The sequence below is a fragment of the Streptomyces sp. NPDC054813 genome (genome assembly GCF_053611365.1).
On the sequence record NZ_JBSHAF010000004.1, the window covers coordinates 450,499 to 465,121 of the forward strand.

At 71.8% G+C, this 14,623-nt stretch carries 20 protein-coding genes; 4 read left to right on the forward strand and 16 right to left on the reverse strand.

The genetic code is table 11. The features are described 5' to 3' along the window. Window position 1: 1 nt before the first annotated feature. The 6 genes from ACWGJB_RS10510 to ACWGJB_RS10535 form a co-directional block, all read right to left on the reverse strand. Window positions 2-595: an NADPH-dependent FMN reductase gene (locus ACWGJB_RS10510; RefSeq protein WP_453379779.1), complete on the reverse strand. Its 594-nt coding sequence runs from the start codon at window positions 593-595 to the stop codon at window positions 2-4. Beyond that, a complete protein-coding gene (locus ACWGJB_RS10515; protein ID WP_365800852.1) occupies window positions 592-1,002 on the reverse strand; it encodes a nitroreductase family deazaflavin-dependent oxidoreductase in 411 nt (136 codons plus the stop codon). Before ACWGJB_RS10515 ends, ACWGJB_RS10510 begins: the two co-directional genes overlap by 4 nt. A gap of 99 nt (window positions 1,003-1,101) precedes the next feature. Further along, window positions 1,102-2,106, reverse strand: coding sequence for an ester cyclase (locus ACWGJB_RS10520; protein WP_453379780.1), 1,005 nt, complete (start codon window positions 2,104-2,106; stop codon window positions 1,102-1,104). Beyond that, complete coding sequence (locus tag ACWGJB_RS10525; RefSeq protein ID WP_450755840.1) at window positions 2,103-2,474, reverse strand: dehydrogenase; 372 nt, start codon at window positions 2,472-2,474, stop codon at window positions 2,103-2,105. Before ACWGJB_RS10525 ends, ACWGJB_RS10520 begins: the two co-directional genes overlap by 4 nt. Before the next feature lie 366 nt (window positions 2,475-2,840). Further along, on the reverse strand, window positions 2,841-3,047 hold the full coding sequence (locus ACWGJB_RS10530) for a hypothetical protein (RefSeq protein WP_360483558.1): 207 nt from the start codon (window positions 3,045-3,047) through the stop codon (window positions 2,841-2,843). A 51-nt stretch (window positions 3,048-3,098) separates the two neighbouring features. Beyond that, window positions 3,099-3,722: an OvmZ protein gene (locus ACWGJB_RS10535; RefSeq protein WP_453379781.1), complete on the reverse strand. Its 624-nt coding sequence runs from the start codon at window positions 3,720-3,722 to the stop codon at window positions 3,099-3,101. 314 nt (window positions 3,723-4,036) lie between these two features. On the opposite strand from ACWGJB_RS10535, the gene ACWGJB_RS10540 reads away from it, so the two are divergent. Continuing rightward, a complete protein-coding gene (locus ACWGJB_RS10540; RefSeq protein WP_453379782.1) occupies window positions 4,037-4,702 on the forward strand; it encodes a TetR family transcriptional regulator in 666 nt (221 codons plus the stop codon). Window positions 4,703-4,854: 152 nt separating this feature from the next. On the opposite strand, the gene ACWGJB_RS10545 is transcribed toward ACWGJB_RS10540, so the two are convergent. Both ACWGJB_RS10545 and ACWGJB_RS10550 read right to left on the reverse strand, forming a co-directional pair. After that, on the reverse strand, window positions 4,855-5,463 hold the full coding sequence (locus ACWGJB_RS10545; RefSeq protein ID WP_453379783.1) for a ScbR family autoregulator-binding transcription factor: 609 nt from the start codon (window positions 5,461-5,463) through the stop codon (window positions 4,855-4,857). Between the two features lie 158 nt (window positions 5,464-5,621). Continuing rightward, a complete protein-coding gene (locus ACWGJB_RS10550; RefSeq protein WP_453379784.1) occupies window positions 5,622-6,419 on the reverse strand; it encodes a response regulator transcription factor in 798 nt (265 codons plus the stop codon). Window positions 6,420-6,880: 461 nt separating this feature from the next. Here ACWGJB_RS10550 and ACWGJB_RS10555 point away from each other — a divergent pair, with 461 nt between their 5' ends. From ACWGJB_RS10555 to ACWGJB_RS10565, 3 genes are all read left to right on the forward strand, one after another. Then, the gene (locus ACWGJB_RS10555; protein ID WP_453379785.1) at window positions 6,881-7,846 is read left to right on the forward strand and encodes a ScbA/BarX family gamma-butyrolactone biosynthesis protein; all 966 of its coding nucleotides are present in this window, start codon (window positions 6,881-6,883) and stop codon (window positions 7,844-7,846) included. Window positions 7,847-7,873: 27 nt separating this feature from the next. Continuing rightward, the gene (locus ACWGJB_RS10560; protein WP_453379786.1) at window positions 7,874-8,803 is read left to right on the forward strand and encodes an NAD-dependent epimerase/dehydratase family protein; all 930 of its coding nucleotides are present in this window, start codon (window positions 7,874-7,876) and stop codon (window positions 8,801-8,803) included. A gap of 282 nt (window positions 8,804-9,085) precedes the next feature. Then, entirely contained in the window at window positions 9,086-9,370 is a 285-nt protein-coding gene (locus tag ACWGJB_RS10565) for a chaplin (protein WP_453379787.1), read from the forward strand. A gap of 64 nt (window positions 9,371-9,434) precedes the next feature. Here ACWGJB_RS10565 and ACWGJB_RS10570 read toward each other — a convergent pair whose 3' ends face one another. The 8 genes from ACWGJB_RS10570 to ACWGJB_RS10605 form a co-directional block, all read right to left on the reverse strand. After that, window positions 9,435-10,301, reverse strand: a complete 867-nt coding sequence (locus tag ACWGJB_RS10570) for a tyrosinase family protein (RefSeq protein ID WP_453379788.1) — start codon at window positions 10,299-10,301, stop codon at window positions 9,435-9,437. Further along, complete coding sequence (locus ACWGJB_RS10575) at window positions 10,285-10,779, reverse strand: tyrosinase family oxidase copper chaperone (protein ID WP_453379789.1); 495 nt, start codon at window positions 10,777-10,779, stop codon at window positions 10,285-10,287. The genes ACWGJB_RS10570 and ACWGJB_RS10575 overlap by 17 nt, the downstream gene beginning before the upstream one ends. A gap of 158 nt (window positions 10,780-10,937) precedes the next feature. Next, window positions 10,938-11,453, reverse strand: a complete 516-nt coding sequence (locus ACWGJB_RS10580; protein WP_453379790.1) for a hypothetical protein — start codon at window positions 11,451-11,453, stop codon at window positions 10,938-10,940. 141 nt (window positions 11,454-11,594) lie between these two features. Then, entirely contained in the window at window positions 11,595-12,179 is a 585-nt protein-coding gene (locus tag ACWGJB_RS10585; RefSeq protein ID WP_453379791.1) for a vitamin K epoxide reductase family protein, read from the reverse strand. Continuing rightward, complete coding sequence (locus ACWGJB_RS10590; protein ID WP_453379792.1) at window positions 12,179-12,679, reverse strand: DUF5949 family protein; 501 nt, start codon at window positions 12,677-12,679, stop codon at window positions 12,179-12,181. The genes ACWGJB_RS10585 and ACWGJB_RS10590 overlap by 1 nt, the downstream gene beginning before the upstream one ends. A 128-nt stretch (window positions 12,680-12,807) precedes the next feature. Beyond that, window positions 12,808-13,098: a hypothetical protein gene (locus ACWGJB_RS10595; RefSeq protein WP_453379793.1), complete on the reverse strand. Its 291-nt coding sequence runs from the start codon at window positions 13,096-13,098 to the stop codon at window positions 12,808-12,810. 198 nt (window positions 13,099-13,296) lie between these two features. Continuing rightward, a complete protein-coding gene (locus tag ACWGJB_RS10600; protein ID WP_453379794.1) occupies window positions 13,297-14,031 on the reverse strand; it encodes a hypothetical protein in 735 nt (244 codons plus the stop codon). Between the two features lie 254 nt (window positions 14,032-14,285). Then, window positions 14,286-14,525 carry a chaplin gene (locus tag ACWGJB_RS10605; RefSeq protein WP_351735416.1) on the reverse strand — a complete coding sequence of 80 codons (240 nt, stop codon included), beginning with the start codon at window positions 14,523-14,525 and terminating at the stop codon, window positions 14,286-14,288. Window positions 14,526-14,623: the final 98 nt, after the last annotated feature.

Below are 14,623 nucleotides of genomic sequence, written 5' to 3' on the forward strand. Positions count from 1 at the left end.
CTTACGGGGCGTTGTACGGGCGGAGTGACTTGGCCTCGCGCAACGCGGCCGCCCACCACAGGAGCTGGTCGAGCATCAGCTTGGCCGCGGTCTCGGCCCCCTCCGGCTCCGCCGGGAAGTTGCCGTCCGCGTCGTAGTGCTCGAGCACCCGCGGGAACGTCACCACGTCCTTCATCCCCACGCAGTGGAACTCCGCGAAGATCTGCCGCAGATGCTCGATCGCCCGCACCCCGCCGGCCATGCCGAGCCCGTAGCCGACGAAGCCGACCGGCTTGGCCTCCCACTCCGTCTGGAAGCTGTCGATGAGGGTCTTCAGCGGACCGGGGACACTGCGGTTGTACTCCGGTACGACCACGACGTACGCCTCCGCCCCGGCCAGCCGGGGCCGCAGCGCCGCCGCCCGGGGGTCGTCCGCGTCGAGGCTCGCCGGCAGCGGATGCTCGGCGACGTCGACGACGTCCAGGACGAGGTCGTCCCGGCGCGCGGTCACCCGCGCGAACCAGCCCGCGACGTCCGGCGCGAGCCGCCCGTCGCGGGCCGAGCCGACCAGCAGCGCCACCCGCAGCGGGCGGGTGACCTGGCCGACGGCGGTCATGTCCGGCCCGCCGGTACCTGCGCGGGCGCCGGGACCGGGGTCAGCGCGATGAACTCGGTGGCCTCGACCCGGGAGAGGATCCGCCGGGTCAGGGCGGGCATCTTCGTCGTACCGTCGTCGCTGAAGACGACCGGGTTGCCGACCTGGATACGGCGGCCCCGCGTGGTGATCTCGCAGCCGCCGGCCGCCAGTACGTTCTTGACCCAGTCGGAGCCGGGTCCGTACGGCAGCGTGATGACGATGTCCGCGCCGCGCCGGAACAGCTTGACCGGCGTGGCGAACTCCCGGCCGGACTTGCGGCCGCGGTGGTGGACCTTCCCGAACCCGGGCAGCCGGCTGAACAGCGGCCCGACGAGATGGTTGGCGAACCGCCGGTTGAAGCGGGCGACTTTCCTGTCGATCGGCATGTCACAAGTCCCTTGCTCCGTCGGGCACTTCGATTCCGTGGAGGTGCGGCCCGGCCCCCGCCGCCGTCAGCGGGGGCCGGGCGCACGGCCGGGCGCGGCTCAGGCCGCGGGCTTGCCCGCCGGGGTCAGCGGGCCGACCGGCTTGCCGCCGGACTGGAGGAACTTCTGCAGCGAGAAGTTGTCGACGATGCCCCAGCGCTCGGCGATCTTGTCGCCCTCGAAGCGGAACCAGATGATCGCCTGGTGCTGCACCTGGAGGCCGGTCGGCTTGATGCCGATGAAGGGACCGGTGTGCTTGCCGTGCATGACCCAGCGGATGGCGGCCTTGTCGCCCATCGAGATGAAGTCGAGGATCTCGTACTTGATCCCGCTGAACGCCGACTGCTGGATCCTGATGGTGTGCTTGAACGCCTCCGGGCCGCGCATGGAGTCGTCGTGGCTGCCGTTGTTGCGGAAGTCGGCGGTGAGGTAGCGGTCGGCGGCCGACAGGTCGCCCAGGTCCAGGCCCTCGTGGAAGACCTTCTCGATCAGTTCCTTCTGCTGGTCCGCGGTGAGCGTGGTGGGCATGGGCGGGTTCTCCTCTGCTGAAGTGGCTGAAGCGGCTGAAGCGACCGTGTTTCCTCGGGTGTCGAGGGTCTTTCGGTCGACCTGGGTCACTCCCCTGGGCACGGCGCCGGTGGTCCACACGATCCGCAGCCGCAGCCCGTCGAAGCGCCAGCCGTCGGGGGTGCGCCGGGCGGTGCCGGTGAAACGGCCGCCGAGCTGGAAGTACTGGGTGGGGTCCGGGGGAAGCGGTGAGCCGTGGTGCACATGGGAGGCGATCAGGCTCCAGCTGAGCCGGGCCGTGTCGCCGTCCACCTCCACCTGGCTCTCCGAGCCGTGGTGGTGGGTACGGCCCCAGCGCGCCATGATCTCGGTGGTGAAGCCGGCCACCCCGGCCAGGCCCTGATGGCTGCCCACCGGGAACGTCATCTCGATGTCCTCGGTGAACAGGGACCGCGCCCAGGTCTCGTCGAAGCCGCCCTCGTCGAGGCCCGCCAGATAGCGCCCGGCCAGGTCCCGCAGGCTCAGCACGTCGGTGAGCCGGGCGACTTCGGCCGTCATGACACCCGGCGCGCTTCGGTCTGGGCGTCCGTCGCGTAGATCACGACGTCGTCGGGGCCGTGCACGACGGCCTTGCCCTCGCCGGTGAGCGCACCGTCCTCGTGCCGGGCGGTGATGTCGATCTGTATGTACGCGGCCCGGTGGCCGTTGGGGCTGATCTGGGTGACGTCGAGGTTGAAGTCCTCGCGCAGGGAGAACTCCACGGAGTCGTCGCCGGTGACGGTCCAGGAGCCGGTGCCGGTGCTCTTCTGCGTGGTGACCGAGAGCGAGCCGTCCGGGGCGAAGGCGACGGTGTACTGGTCGACCTCGCCGTCGTGCGTGACCGTACCCGTCCATTGACCGACGGGTGTCCAGGTGGAAACAGGCATCGACCACACTTCCTCAAGTCGGGGCGGGAGAAACAAAAAATCCGCGCCCCGAACGGGACACGGATTTCGAGAAGAAAGCCATGGGCTCGCCAGAAAGGGAGCCCGGGTGAAGCGCCACCGCCGTCAGGGCATGGGGGCGCCGAAAAGAGTGTGACACCTCTGTTCGGGTGCGTCAACTTCCCTTTTAGAAAAGCGAGTTGACGGTCAAGCAACCAAAGCAGCCCCCGCGGCAGGGGGATGGGCCGCGGGGGCTGCTTCGCACCGGATCCCCGCACGGATCCGGTTTCTTGCGGGTGATGGTCGGTAAATTCCGCGTGACAGCGAAGGCTTACTCGAATTCACTGCGGTTACAGGGTCTCGCGCCGCCTATTCGGTCTCGCCCCTGCGGGCCAGTGCGAACAGTTCGTCGAGGTCGTACTCGGCCCGGCGCGGACCGCCGTGCCGGGTGATCTTGCCGCGGCTGGCCCATTTGCGGATGGTCGCCTGGGTGACGCCCATCGCGAGGGCCGCCAGCTCCGTCGGCACCCGGCGCGGCTTCGCCGCCCCGCCCGCCGGCCGTGTCGGCTCGGTCATGCCGTTCGCCTCCTTTTCGTCGGGCCGTCTCCCCGTCAGGCCACTTCCCCGTCAGGCCGCTTCCCGCATCCGGTCCGCGACCAGCAGCCACTGGCGCGGTGGCAGCGCATGGCCGTCGTCGCAGGCGATATGGCTCGGCACCCGGTCGCCGCCGTCCGCCGGCAGTACGCCGTAGAGCGTTCCGGCGCACTCCGCCCGGGTGCACGGGCCGAGCGCGAAGCGGCGCACCGGGCCGGGGCCGAGCAGGGCGCGGAGGTCGCCGAGCAGTTCGGCGAGCTCCTCGTCGAAGTCCGGGCCCGCCGGGTGCCCGGCGAGCCAGGGCAGCTGCCGGCGCAGGAACCGCACCAGCGCGCCCATCTGGCGGTCGGCGGGCCGGGTGCCGGTGCGCTCGTCCACGACGAGCCGCGCCCACAACGCCATCACCTCGGTGGTCCGGCCACGCAGTGCGAGGGCCCGTTCGTCGAGCACGATGCCGACGGTGGCGCGGCTGCCGCTCACCCGCTCGCGCAGCACCGGCCCGCCGGGCGCCAGTGCCTGGTCGCTCTCCCGGTACAGGTCGAGGAGGGTACGCAGGGCGCCGTCGATCCGGTCCAGACAGCGGACGCAGATCCGTCCGCAGCGCCGTCTGCAGTCGCGGCTGCGATGGTCCTCCGCGAGTCGCTCGAACTCTTCCATTCGGATCCCCCGAATCCTTGGCCCTTGCAGAACTGCCACCAGTCTCACGGGGGTCGCCGGGCCCTTCAACGCACGGCGGTTCAGGGTTCCCACAATCCTCCGCAGCTCTGTCAGCGGAGTGTCAAACCAGTGTCAAGTGGCCGGATATGATCACTGTTACAAACAGACCTGTCTGATTGAGGATCAAGTCGGACCTTCGCCCGTCGCGCATGTTTCCGGACAACCACCCTTGCCGCCTGGGACGTTCGGATCCTGTGGAGATCGTGCGGAGGTAGCACCACGCCAGGGTCCTCCCAGGAAACAGGCATGGTTGTATGATTCTCACCATCATTGACATCGGTGTCGCGGGCAGTGCGCGCACCGGGCACACTGTTGGCAGGGAAGGCGGGTACGACCTGATGCAGGCGCGATCCGAGCAGACGCGTCAGGCTCTCCTCCATGCCACCGCCGAGCTCATCGCGGACGGCCGGCTGTCCGACGCGGGGCTGGTCAACATCTGCCGCCGGGCCGGCGTCAGCCGGGGGGCGCTCTATCACCACTTCTCCTCCACCACGGCCCTGACGGCCGCCGTGTACGAGGAGGCCCGGCAGCGGGTCGAGGCGCTGACCGAGGAGGCGTTCTCGGGTCCGGCGGCGGACGCGCCGAAGCGCTTTCTGTTCGCGCTCGGCGAGGCCATGCGTACCGAGAAGATCGTCCGGGCGGGCATGCAGCTGGCCGCGGACGGCTCGGCCGGGCCGCCCCGGCTCCGCGACGACATGCTGGCCGCGGTCCACGAGCGGGTCACCGAGGCGCACAAGGAGGCCGAGGAGCCGGCCGAGGACCTCGCGGACCTGGCCGTGGTGATGGCGGCGGGCATCGAGACCCTGGGGCACACCGACCCGAGCTGGTGGGACGGCGAGATCACCCAGCGGCTGTGGCGGCTGCTGCGCCCGCTGTTCGACCGCGACCGGCCCAACCGGGGCGGGGAGCGCCGGATCTGACCCGCCGTCGGACCACCGGTGCGCACCCGTACGCCCATGCACCCGTACGCCGATGCACCCGTACGCCCATACACCCGTAACGCCCATGCACCCGCGCACCCGCCGCCGGTCCGCCCCCGAGGGGCGGCCGGGGAACCGGTTGGTCGGGCCAGTCAGTCCGTCGGCGGCGTCGTGCGCAGCCGGCCGACCAGACCGGGCGTGGCGAGGCCGGGCAGCAGGAACTTCCAGAAGACGCTGGTGCGTTCGGGCAGGTCGGCGCGGCCGGAGTAGGCCTGGGACATGATCTGCAGGCCGGTGAAGGAGCCGACGATGAGCGAGGTGGCCTCGCGCACATCCACTCCGGGGAGGATCTCGTCCCCCTTCTCGGCCTCCTGCAGCAGCGTCAGGATGGTTTCCATGGACTGTTCGTAGGTGGTCTGCGGCGGGCAGTCGAACGAGGTCTGCTCTATGGTCAGCCGCACGCTCGCGCGCAGCACCGCGTCGCGCTGGAGGCGCTGGGCGAACTCCAGGGTCAGGTCGATCACCGACTGCAGCCTGACCGGCCGTTCGGGCACTTCCAGGGCCTCGGCGTGCGCCTGCACCAGCGCCAGCGCGATGGCTTCCTTGGAGGGGAAGTGATGGTAGAGGGAACCGCGGGTGAGTCCGGTTCGGGCCAGGATCTCGTTGGTGCTGGCGGCGTCGTAACCGCGCTCGTCGAAGACCTGGGCCGCCGCCTCCAGGATCGACCGCCGTGACCGCTTGCCGCGTTCTTGCTGAGCCATGCCAGATCCCTACGCTCTCCCACTGAATTCAACAGACTTGTCTGTATCGTAAGCCGCATCCACGGCCCACGGTCAGTACCGCGGCAGGAGTTGTCAGAAAGCGGTTCCGTCGCCGGACGCCGGAACGGGGCATGACCTCGGGGGAACGCGCGGGAGCGCTAGGGGGAGCCGATCCGGAAACCGACCCCCCGGACGGTGACGATCCAGGCACTGGAGCCCAGTTTGCCGCGCAGGGTGCCGACATGGGTGTCGACGGTGCGGCCGCGCGGGGACCACGCGTCGTCCCACACCTGGGCCATGATCTGGCGGCGCGGGATCACTGTGCTGGGCTGCGAGGCCAGCAGGTGGAGGAGGTCGAACTCCTTGCGCGTGAGGTCCAGCGGCCGTCCGTCGAGGGTGGCCGTCCGGGCGCCGGGGTCGACGCGCAGCGGCCCGTGGGTGACGACCCGGCCGGCGGCCGGCTGGGCCGCCGGCCGCACCTGCGCCCGCCGCAGGACCGCCTCCATCCGGGCCAGTAACTCCCGGAACCCGTACGGCTTGACGAGGTAGTCGTCCGAGCCGGCCTGCAGGCAGAGCACACAGTCGAGCTCCGAGCCGCGCGCGGTGACGGAGATGATCGGCAGATCGCTGACCGCCCGGATGCCGCGGCACACCTCGAGCCCGTCCAGGTCGGGCAGGTCGAGGTCGAGCAGCACCAGGTCGGCCTCGCGGTGCCCGCGCAGCGCCTGGGCGCCGGTGGTCGCGCCGTGGGTGGCGTACCCGTGCCGGACCAGACCCTGCCGGAGGGTGTCGGAGGCCCGTGGGTCGTTCTCGACGACCAGGATGTTCAGACCCCCCGCCCGGGGCGCGTCCTGCGCGGGGGCCGGGCGGGCCGGGTGGCCGCCCGGGACGAGCGGGCCGTGCGAGCGGTGGCGCCGCGCCGACGGCGCCACGAGATCCGCGTACTGGCGGTTCATCTGTTCCCCCTGAGGCACATCCACGTCATCTCGGACTGCGGGTTCACGACCAGACCGTACCAAACAGACTTGTCTGATTGTCAACTGCCGAGGTGGCGCGGCGCGCCGCTCCGGCCTTTCCCGACCCACGCCGCGATGAGCTGCGATTTCGTCGGATTACCGGACAAGTGGGAGGCGAGGCTCCACTCAGAGGATCCACAAAAAGACTTGACCAAGGACTATGCCTCTTCAATAAACCATACAGGGTTGTACGTTTCGCGGATGCAATCCAGACATAACGGTCAGTCACCCTCGACGGTCGAACCCCCGGAGTTCCGGACTCCCCCAAGAAATCGGCTCGCCTCTTGCAGAACCGGACCGACCTGTCTGTATCTTGTGGCTAGAACGTCGGCCACGGGGGGTGACAGCCGGCGTACGGCTTGTTGCCCCCTCCCCGTCACACCGACACAGGAGCGCTGCACATGCCGCACCTCACCGAACGGACCCTCGCCCAGAAGCCCCTGCTCCCCGCGCTGACCACCACCGTGCCGCGTGAGTACGTCCATCGCGCGGCGGTCTCCGAGGTCCTCCTCACCGGCTGGGAACCCGACGAGTCCCCCGCCGCCGCCAACGGCCCCGGCGACCAGGCCGGTTTCGTCGTCCGGGCCCAATGGCCGCGCTGCCACGCCCTGTTCGCCCCCGACCGGGGCTACCAGGACCCCATGCTGCTGATCGAGTCCGTCCGTCAGATCGGCTCCCTGCTCGCCCACGCCGAGTTCGACGTCCCGTTCGGCCACCAGTTCCTCATGTCTGACATGTCCGTGACCACCGAGCCGGAGCTGCTCGTCGCGGACGCGGTCCCCACCGATGTCGAGATGCACACGGTCTGCCGCGACGTGGTCCGCCGCGCGGGCCGGCTGCGGGAGATGCGCTACGACGTCACGGTGATCCGCGAGAACGGCGCCCGGGCCACCGCCTCGGCCGCGTTCCGCTGCATGAGCCCGGACGTGTACCGGCGGATGCGCGGGGAGCGCCCCACCACCGGCAGTACCCCGCCACCGGCCCTCGACCCGGCCGCCGTGGGCCACGCCGGCCCCCGGCACGTCGTCCTCGGCGAGCCCGCGCCGGGCACCCGCGGCCGATGGGAACTGCGGGTCGACACCGCGCACCCGACCTACTTCGACCACCCCGTGGACCACATACCCGGCATGTTCCTCCTGGAGGCCGCCCGGCAGGCCGCGCACGCCCGCACCGGGGTGCCCGGCGCCCTCCTGCTCGGCATGCGCAGCGAGTTCGTGCGGTACGCCGAACTCGACGCGCCCTGCTGGATCACGGCCGACCCCGAGCCGTACGGCGACGCCGGCGACCTGCTGGTACGGGTGCGCGGCAGTCAGCGGCAGGAGACGGTCTTCACCGCAGAACTCGTCCTGCGGCCACGTGTCCGCTGACCCCGACCACCTTCCGGGAGAGTCCCCGTGGCCACCATCCTCATCACCGGCGCGTCCGGGTTCGTCGGGGCGCATGTGACACACGAGGCGCGACTCCGGCGCGCCGAGCTCAGGCTCATGACCCACCGCAGGTCCCTGCCCCGGGCCTGCCCCGGGGTGCGGACCGTGTCCGCGGATCTGACCGATCCCGGCTCGCTGCGCGGGGTCTGCGACGGGGTCGACGTCCTGCTGCACTGCGCTTCGCAGATCGGCGGCAGCGCGGCGGCCAACGAGGCCGTCAACGCACGTGGTACGGCGGCGCTGGTCGCCGAGGCCCGGCGCGCGGGGGTACGCCGGATCGTCCAGCTCAGCACCGCCTCCGTCTACGGCCGCGGCACCTTCCGCGGCTCCCGCCCCGAGGAGCTCACCCGCAACCCGGGCTCCGTCACCTCCCGCACCCGCGCGGCGGCCGAGGACGCGGTCCTCGCCGCCGGCGGTGTGGTGCTCCGCCCCCATCTGGTCTTCGGCGAAGGGGACCTGTGGGTCGGGCCCAACCTGGCCCGGCTGCTGCGCGCCCTGCCGGGTGTGGTGGCCGGCTGGCCGGCGCGGGCGTCGGTGATCACCGCGCCGGACCTGGCCCGGCTGCTGGTGGCCACGGCGCTCGCGCCGGAGACGGCGCTGACCTCGCGGGTGTACCACGCGGCGCATCCCGTGCCGGTCACCGTGGACAGTGCGCTGCGGGCGGTCGCCGAATGCGCCGGGATCGCCTGGCCGCACGACAACCTCACCGTCGAGGGGGCCAAGGCGATCCTCGCGGCGAAGGGCGTCCCGCCGGGCACGCTCGACATCCTGACCACGGACCACTTCTTCGAGGCGGACGCACTCTGGTCCGACCTCGGCGAGTCGCCGGCCGCGGGCTTCGCGAGCTGCTTCCGCCGTGCGGAACGGTGGTACCGGTCGACGCTGGCGGAGATCTGACCGCCGGCCCCCGCGCTAGCCGCATCCCGGATACAGCCCCGCGCCCCTTCCGGTGCGCCGATGGCCGTGTCCCCTACGTCAACTGCACGACGCACCACGGCCGGGCGGTGCAGAACATCCGGCCCTTCCTGGCGGGGTTTCCGGTACGGCGGCTGCCCCGAGTCGGGCCCTTGGAGTGATCGTCCGGTGATCGGCGTGACCAGCCGCAGGTCGTGGCGTTGAACGGGGAGTGCGGCGGCTGGTCCTGCCGCCGCACTCCCGAGCAACAAGAAGGAGAACGTGATGTCTCGCATCGCGAAGGCCGCCGCCGTCGCCCTGGGCACCGGCGCTGTGGTGATCGGCGGGGCCGGCCTGGCCCTGGCCGACGCGGGTGCCAACGGCGAGGCCGTCGCCTCGCCCGGCGTGCTGTCCGGCAACGCCATCGAGGTCCCGGTCAACATCCCGGTCAACGTGTGCGGCGACACCGTCGACGTGATCGGTCTGCTGAACCCGGCGTTCGGCAGCGCCTGCGCCAGCGAAGGCCACCTCAAGGGCGGCGACAGCAAGAGCGGCGGCTACGGCAACTGAGCCACCGCCTGCGAAGGAGCCCCGGCACCCTCGGTGCCGGGGCTCTTCCCGTGTCCGGGGCGCCTCAGGCGTACCGGTAGATCCGGCTCAGGTCCTCCAGGGACCCGGGGGTGACGTTCCACGGCGGCAGCTTCTCGCCGCGGGCGACCACCCGTCGGTGCTGCGGGTCGCCGCGGCGGGGCGGTCCGGCCGGCAGATAGCGCTGCCCTCGATGCCGGGCCTTCCAGCGCTCCCACTGCAGGTCGACGAAGGCGTGGTGGAACCAGAAGACGGGGTCGTTGACGGAGGCGCCGCCGAGCATCGCCCCGCCGACCCAGCGGTGCACCCGGTTGTGGTTGCGCCAGGACGTGCTGCCGCTGCCGGCCCCCCAGCCCTCCAGCTTGTTGCGGAAGCCCCGGCTGACGGTCGAGTCCCAGGGGGCGACGTCGTACACCGGGTCGGACAGCGCCTGGGCGAGCTGGGCCTTGGTGGGCAGGGCGATCGGGTCGCGGGCCCGGCCCAGGTCACGGGCGAGGAACTCGCCGTCGGTGACGCCCTCCTTGATGGTCCAGTGCCCCGCCGAATAGGCGAACGGCCCGGTCATCACCTGCTGGTCCCGGGCCCGGCCGTTCCCGCCGAGCAGGTCCCTGGTCCACGGGACGGAGGACGCCGTACGGTCCCTGGTCCAGTCCCAGTACGGCACGGTCACCGACCCGTCCACGCGGCGCAGGGCGCGCTCCAGGTCCAGCAGGAACCGGCGGTGCCAGGGCAGGAAGGAGGGGGCCATGTGGGCGGTGCGCAGGCCCTTCTCGCCGTCGGCGGTGTAGTGGTCGATGTGCATCCGCACGAACTCGTCGTACTCGCCCCGCCGTTTGACCTCCAGGAAGGCGTCGACGAGCCGTCTGCGCTCGCCGGCCGTCAGCCTGCTGACGTCCTTACGCACGTACGCCATGGCCGCCCCCCATGTGCTGATGCCCCCCGCCCATCGGTCCCGGGGCCAGGTCGCGCAGCCGCTGCCCGGGCCCGATCTCGTCGACGGCCGCCCGGGCCGCCTGCAGCGGGGTCGGGTACGAGCTGTAGTGGTCGACCATGCTCAGCCAGGTGCCGTCGGCCCGCCGCATCAGATGCAGCGGCCGGCCCGCCACGGTGACCTGCCACTCGCCCTCGTCGTCGGCCCGGTCGGCCGTCGGCACCAGGACACCGTGGATACGGCGGCCCCGGTAGGTCTCGTCGAAGGAGGTGCCCACCGGCCCGTCAGCCGGGGGCACCGGGCGGGAGGCTGCGACGACCGGCGCGAGCGCCAGGGCGGCCACGGAGGCGAGCAGCCCCCGGGTCACCTCGCGCCGCGTCGGTCCGGCCGCCCCGGCTCTGTCCGGCCGCCCCGCCCCCGGTTCCGCGCCCACCGCGACACCGCCCACTCCGACGACCATGCTCACTCCTCTTACGGTTCACCGATCGCTGTCTGTACCGGTAACCGTCCGAGGGGCCGCCCGGTCACCGCCGCGCCGCCATCCGGCCGCACGGCCGGGACCGGGGAGCGGCCGACACAGCCGTACTCAGCGGCGGGTCAGCCGTACTCAGCGGCGGGTCACCTGCCGGGGCCGGCGCCCAGGTCCCCGCCGACGACCGTCTGCAGGGCCGGGGCGAGCACGCCGGCGTCGGGCATCGTCGGCGCCGGCATGCCGAGGTGCTCCGGGTCGGGCGCGGTGAGCGGGGCGACCAGCGCCAGGCCGGGAGTGAGCGCGCGCAGGCCGGAGGCCGGGGTGCCGACCCCGATGTGGTCGTAGCCGTCGCCTAGGACGTGCGGCAGCGGCGCCCGGAGGCCGACGCCCGGCAGCCCGCCGTTGAGCGGCACCTGCGGCAGCGTCCGGTCCGGGCGGAGCCGGCCCTCGGTGAAGCGGGGACCCTCGGGCACACCGGGGATCAGCAGCGGCAGCTCCATGCCGAGCTTGGGCACCTCCATGCCGAGGGACTTCTCGACGCCGTCCAGCGGCACGGGAACAGGGACCGTCGGGGTCGCGGCGGCGGGCGTGGCGGCGGCGCCCACGGCGACCGCGACGCCCGTGACGACGGCGGCGAGGGTTCCTCGGATGGTCGGCTTCATGTCGGGTACGGGTCCTTTCAGGAGGCAGGAGGAGCGAGGTCCGTACCGGGTAACGAGCCGGAAAACGGCATCAGTTCACAATTCGCCCGGGTGCAGCATTAGTCGGCTGTTCACTCATCAGCTCGTCCCGAAGTCCACTGTTCAGCTCGTCCAGAAGTCCCACCAGCGGGTCAGGATCAGCATGCCGACGACCCCGATGTGCAGCAGTGGAAGTACCCAGGTGAATTCGCCGAGGAATTCCCGCAGCCAGGCGGGCGCGGGCAGGAATCGTTGGCGTACGGCGAAGGAGGTGACGTACCAGAACAGGAGAATGGTGGCGACCCAGGCCAGGCAGCACCACAGGCAGAGCGCGTTGATCCGGTACAGCGACTCGAACTGCAGCCAGGACACGAACCCGACACCGAAGAGACATCCCGCGTCGAAGGCCAGCCAGTACCAGGCGGGGAAGCGGGCGCCGGCCAGCAGGCTCGTGCCGACGCAGACCACGACGGCGTAGGCCACCAGGCCCAGCATCGGGTTGGGGAACCCGAACGCCGCGGCCTGGTCGCTCTTCATCACGCTGCCGCAGGACACCACCGGGTTCAAACTGCACCCGGGGACGAAGCGCGGGTTCTCCAGCAGTTTGAACTTGTCGAGGGTGATGACCCAGGAGGCCAGCAGTCCGGCGGCCCCCGCGACCACCGTGAGCAGCGCGAACCCCCGGCCGGCGACTGCGGTTCGCGGCATCAGCCGCGCAGGCTGCGGGCGGGCAGCACGATGTGCGCGGCGGCCGTCAGGGTCTCCTCGGCCCCGGCGAAGTCCTTGAGCGCCTCCACCTCGACGGGCCTGCCGGGCGCGCCCTGGGGCCATGGCCGGGTGGTGAACACCAGGTAGGCGTAGCCGCGTTCGTCGACGGCGGCGAGCCACTCCTCGGGCGCGGCGCACTGGGCGTTGAGCGGGGCCAGGTTGAGGACCGCCGTACCGGACTCGACCAGCAGGGTGACGGGCAGGCTGGGCCGGGCGGTGCCGTCGACGAGGTCGCCGCCGACCGGCAGTCCGTTGTTCTCCAGCAGCGCCTCGACGGCGGCCGAGGTGGCCTCCGCGCCGCCTACGGCGTCGCCGAGGGGGTAGGCCAGCAGATAGGGCATGTCACTGCCGTCGGGAGCCTCGCCGCTCCAGGCCAGCACGGCGACCGTGCCGAGGTCGGCGAGGCGGAAGGGGCGGGTCTCGCTTGGGGTTGAGGTCACCGCGTGACCTTATCGACGGGCCGTGGGGCGGCCGGGCGCCCGCTCACCCGACCGGCGGACAGCCGGCGGCGCGGCCACACGAACGAGGGACGCCGGTACGGCGTCCCTCGAACCGTTCCCGCCCGGCCTCAGCTCTGCAGCGGCAGACCGCCGAGCAGCGGGCTGTGCTGGTTGGCGGCGTCGGTCGTCCGCTTGACCTTGTTGAGCACGGAGCGCTTGTTCTCGGTGTTGAGGGCGTCCGACTGGTGCTTCAGCGGCATCGCCTGGTCCAGGGTCAGGGGGCCCTTGGTGAGCGTGTTCACGGCACCGTTGAGGCTGGTGGGCGTCAGGTCGGCGTTGTTGGAGGCGAACGCGGGCGCGGCGAAGCCGGCGAGGGCCACGGAACCGGCGACGACAGCGGCAGCCTTCAGAGACTTCATCGTGTTCCTTTCTTCGGCGACTTGCGGCGGCGCGAGCCACGCAACGGAAGCCACCAGGGGGAATGCTGACGCCGTGCCTAACGACGCCCCGGCGGGCCGGAAACCCCACGCTCAGAAGACATATGAGATCCCCTGAAGGGCCGGTGACCGAGGACGGGCCGGTCGGCCCGGTGAAGCCGGTCAGCCCGGTGAAGCCGGTCAGCCCGTGGGTACCGGGAGCGGCGGGGAGACCGGCAGGCTGGGCACGGCGGGCAGGCTCGGCAGCCCCGGCAGGTTGGGTGCGGGCAGTCCGCTGCCGAGCAGGATCGCGGCGAGCAGGTTGACCAGGCCGGTCACGACGGCGGTGGCGGCCGGCAGGACCTGGCTGACGTCACCGGAGGTGGCGGCCTTGAGCAGGTTGTCGACCGCGGTCTGCAGGGCGGTCAGCGCGTCGCCGGCCAGGTCCTTGGCGGCGGGGGCGCCCCCTAGGCCCTTGGCCTGGGCGGCGGCCGGAACGGGGAACGCGGCCGGCACGGTGGGGGCACTCGGCACGGCCGACGCCGACGGCACGGCAGGCAAGGACGGCAGGGCAGGCGCCGACGGCAGGGCCGGGGTCGCGGGGGCGGTCGGCGCCGGGGCCGCCGCCGTGACCTGGGCGATGGCCGCCTTCACGGCGTCGCCGAGCTGGGTGGCCTGATCAGGGGTCAGCTGGCCGTTGTCCGCCGCGAGCACGGTGTTGAGCAGGTCGGTGACCGGCTTGAGCACGGTCCCGAGGTTGCCCAGCGACTTGACCTGGGCGAGCAGCGCGTCGGCCCCGGGGACGGGCGCCTGGGACATCGCGTGGGTGCGCTCGTGGGCCGAGTCGGCGGCGACGGCCGCCGGGCCGGTGATCCCGGCCAGAAGAAGGGCGCAGAGCGCGGTGGACGCGAGACGCCGTGCGGGCAGAGCACGCATGGGTGTTCCTTTCGATGCGCATTGGACTTGCTGCCCACCGTGAAATCACCCGTGTCGGCCTGCAACCGCTCGACCGCCCGCCGTCACCGATCGCTTTCCGTGCGGCCGGCATCGTGCCTGATGAGGCGCCCTGTCAAGGCCACCTCGCGACGTCCGCCCCGACTCCGGCCGTTCGAGGGAACGCCCGGGTGAGGCACGTGCGGAAGCCGCACCCGGACGCACGAACCGGCCGGCCGAAGGGAAATACCGCCGCGTCAGTCGTTGACGCAGGTGTTGCCGAACCCGGGGTTCAGCAGGCCGATCACGTCGATGGTGTCGCCGCAGACGTTGACCGGCACCTGGATCGGAACCTGGATCACGTTGCCAGACACCACGCCCGGGGAGTGGGCGGTGGCGCTGTTCGCGCCGCTGTCGGCAACGGCCACGCCGACGCCGCCGGCGACGGCCGCGACGGCGGCGGTGGACAGGACCAGGCCCTTCGCGATACGCGACATGGAGAGGTGCTCCTTGGGGTCGAAACAAACATCCGGGCGGATGCCCAGCGCCGTGTCAACGCGCGACACCGGCCGGGGTTGTGCCGCCGAAGGAGTGA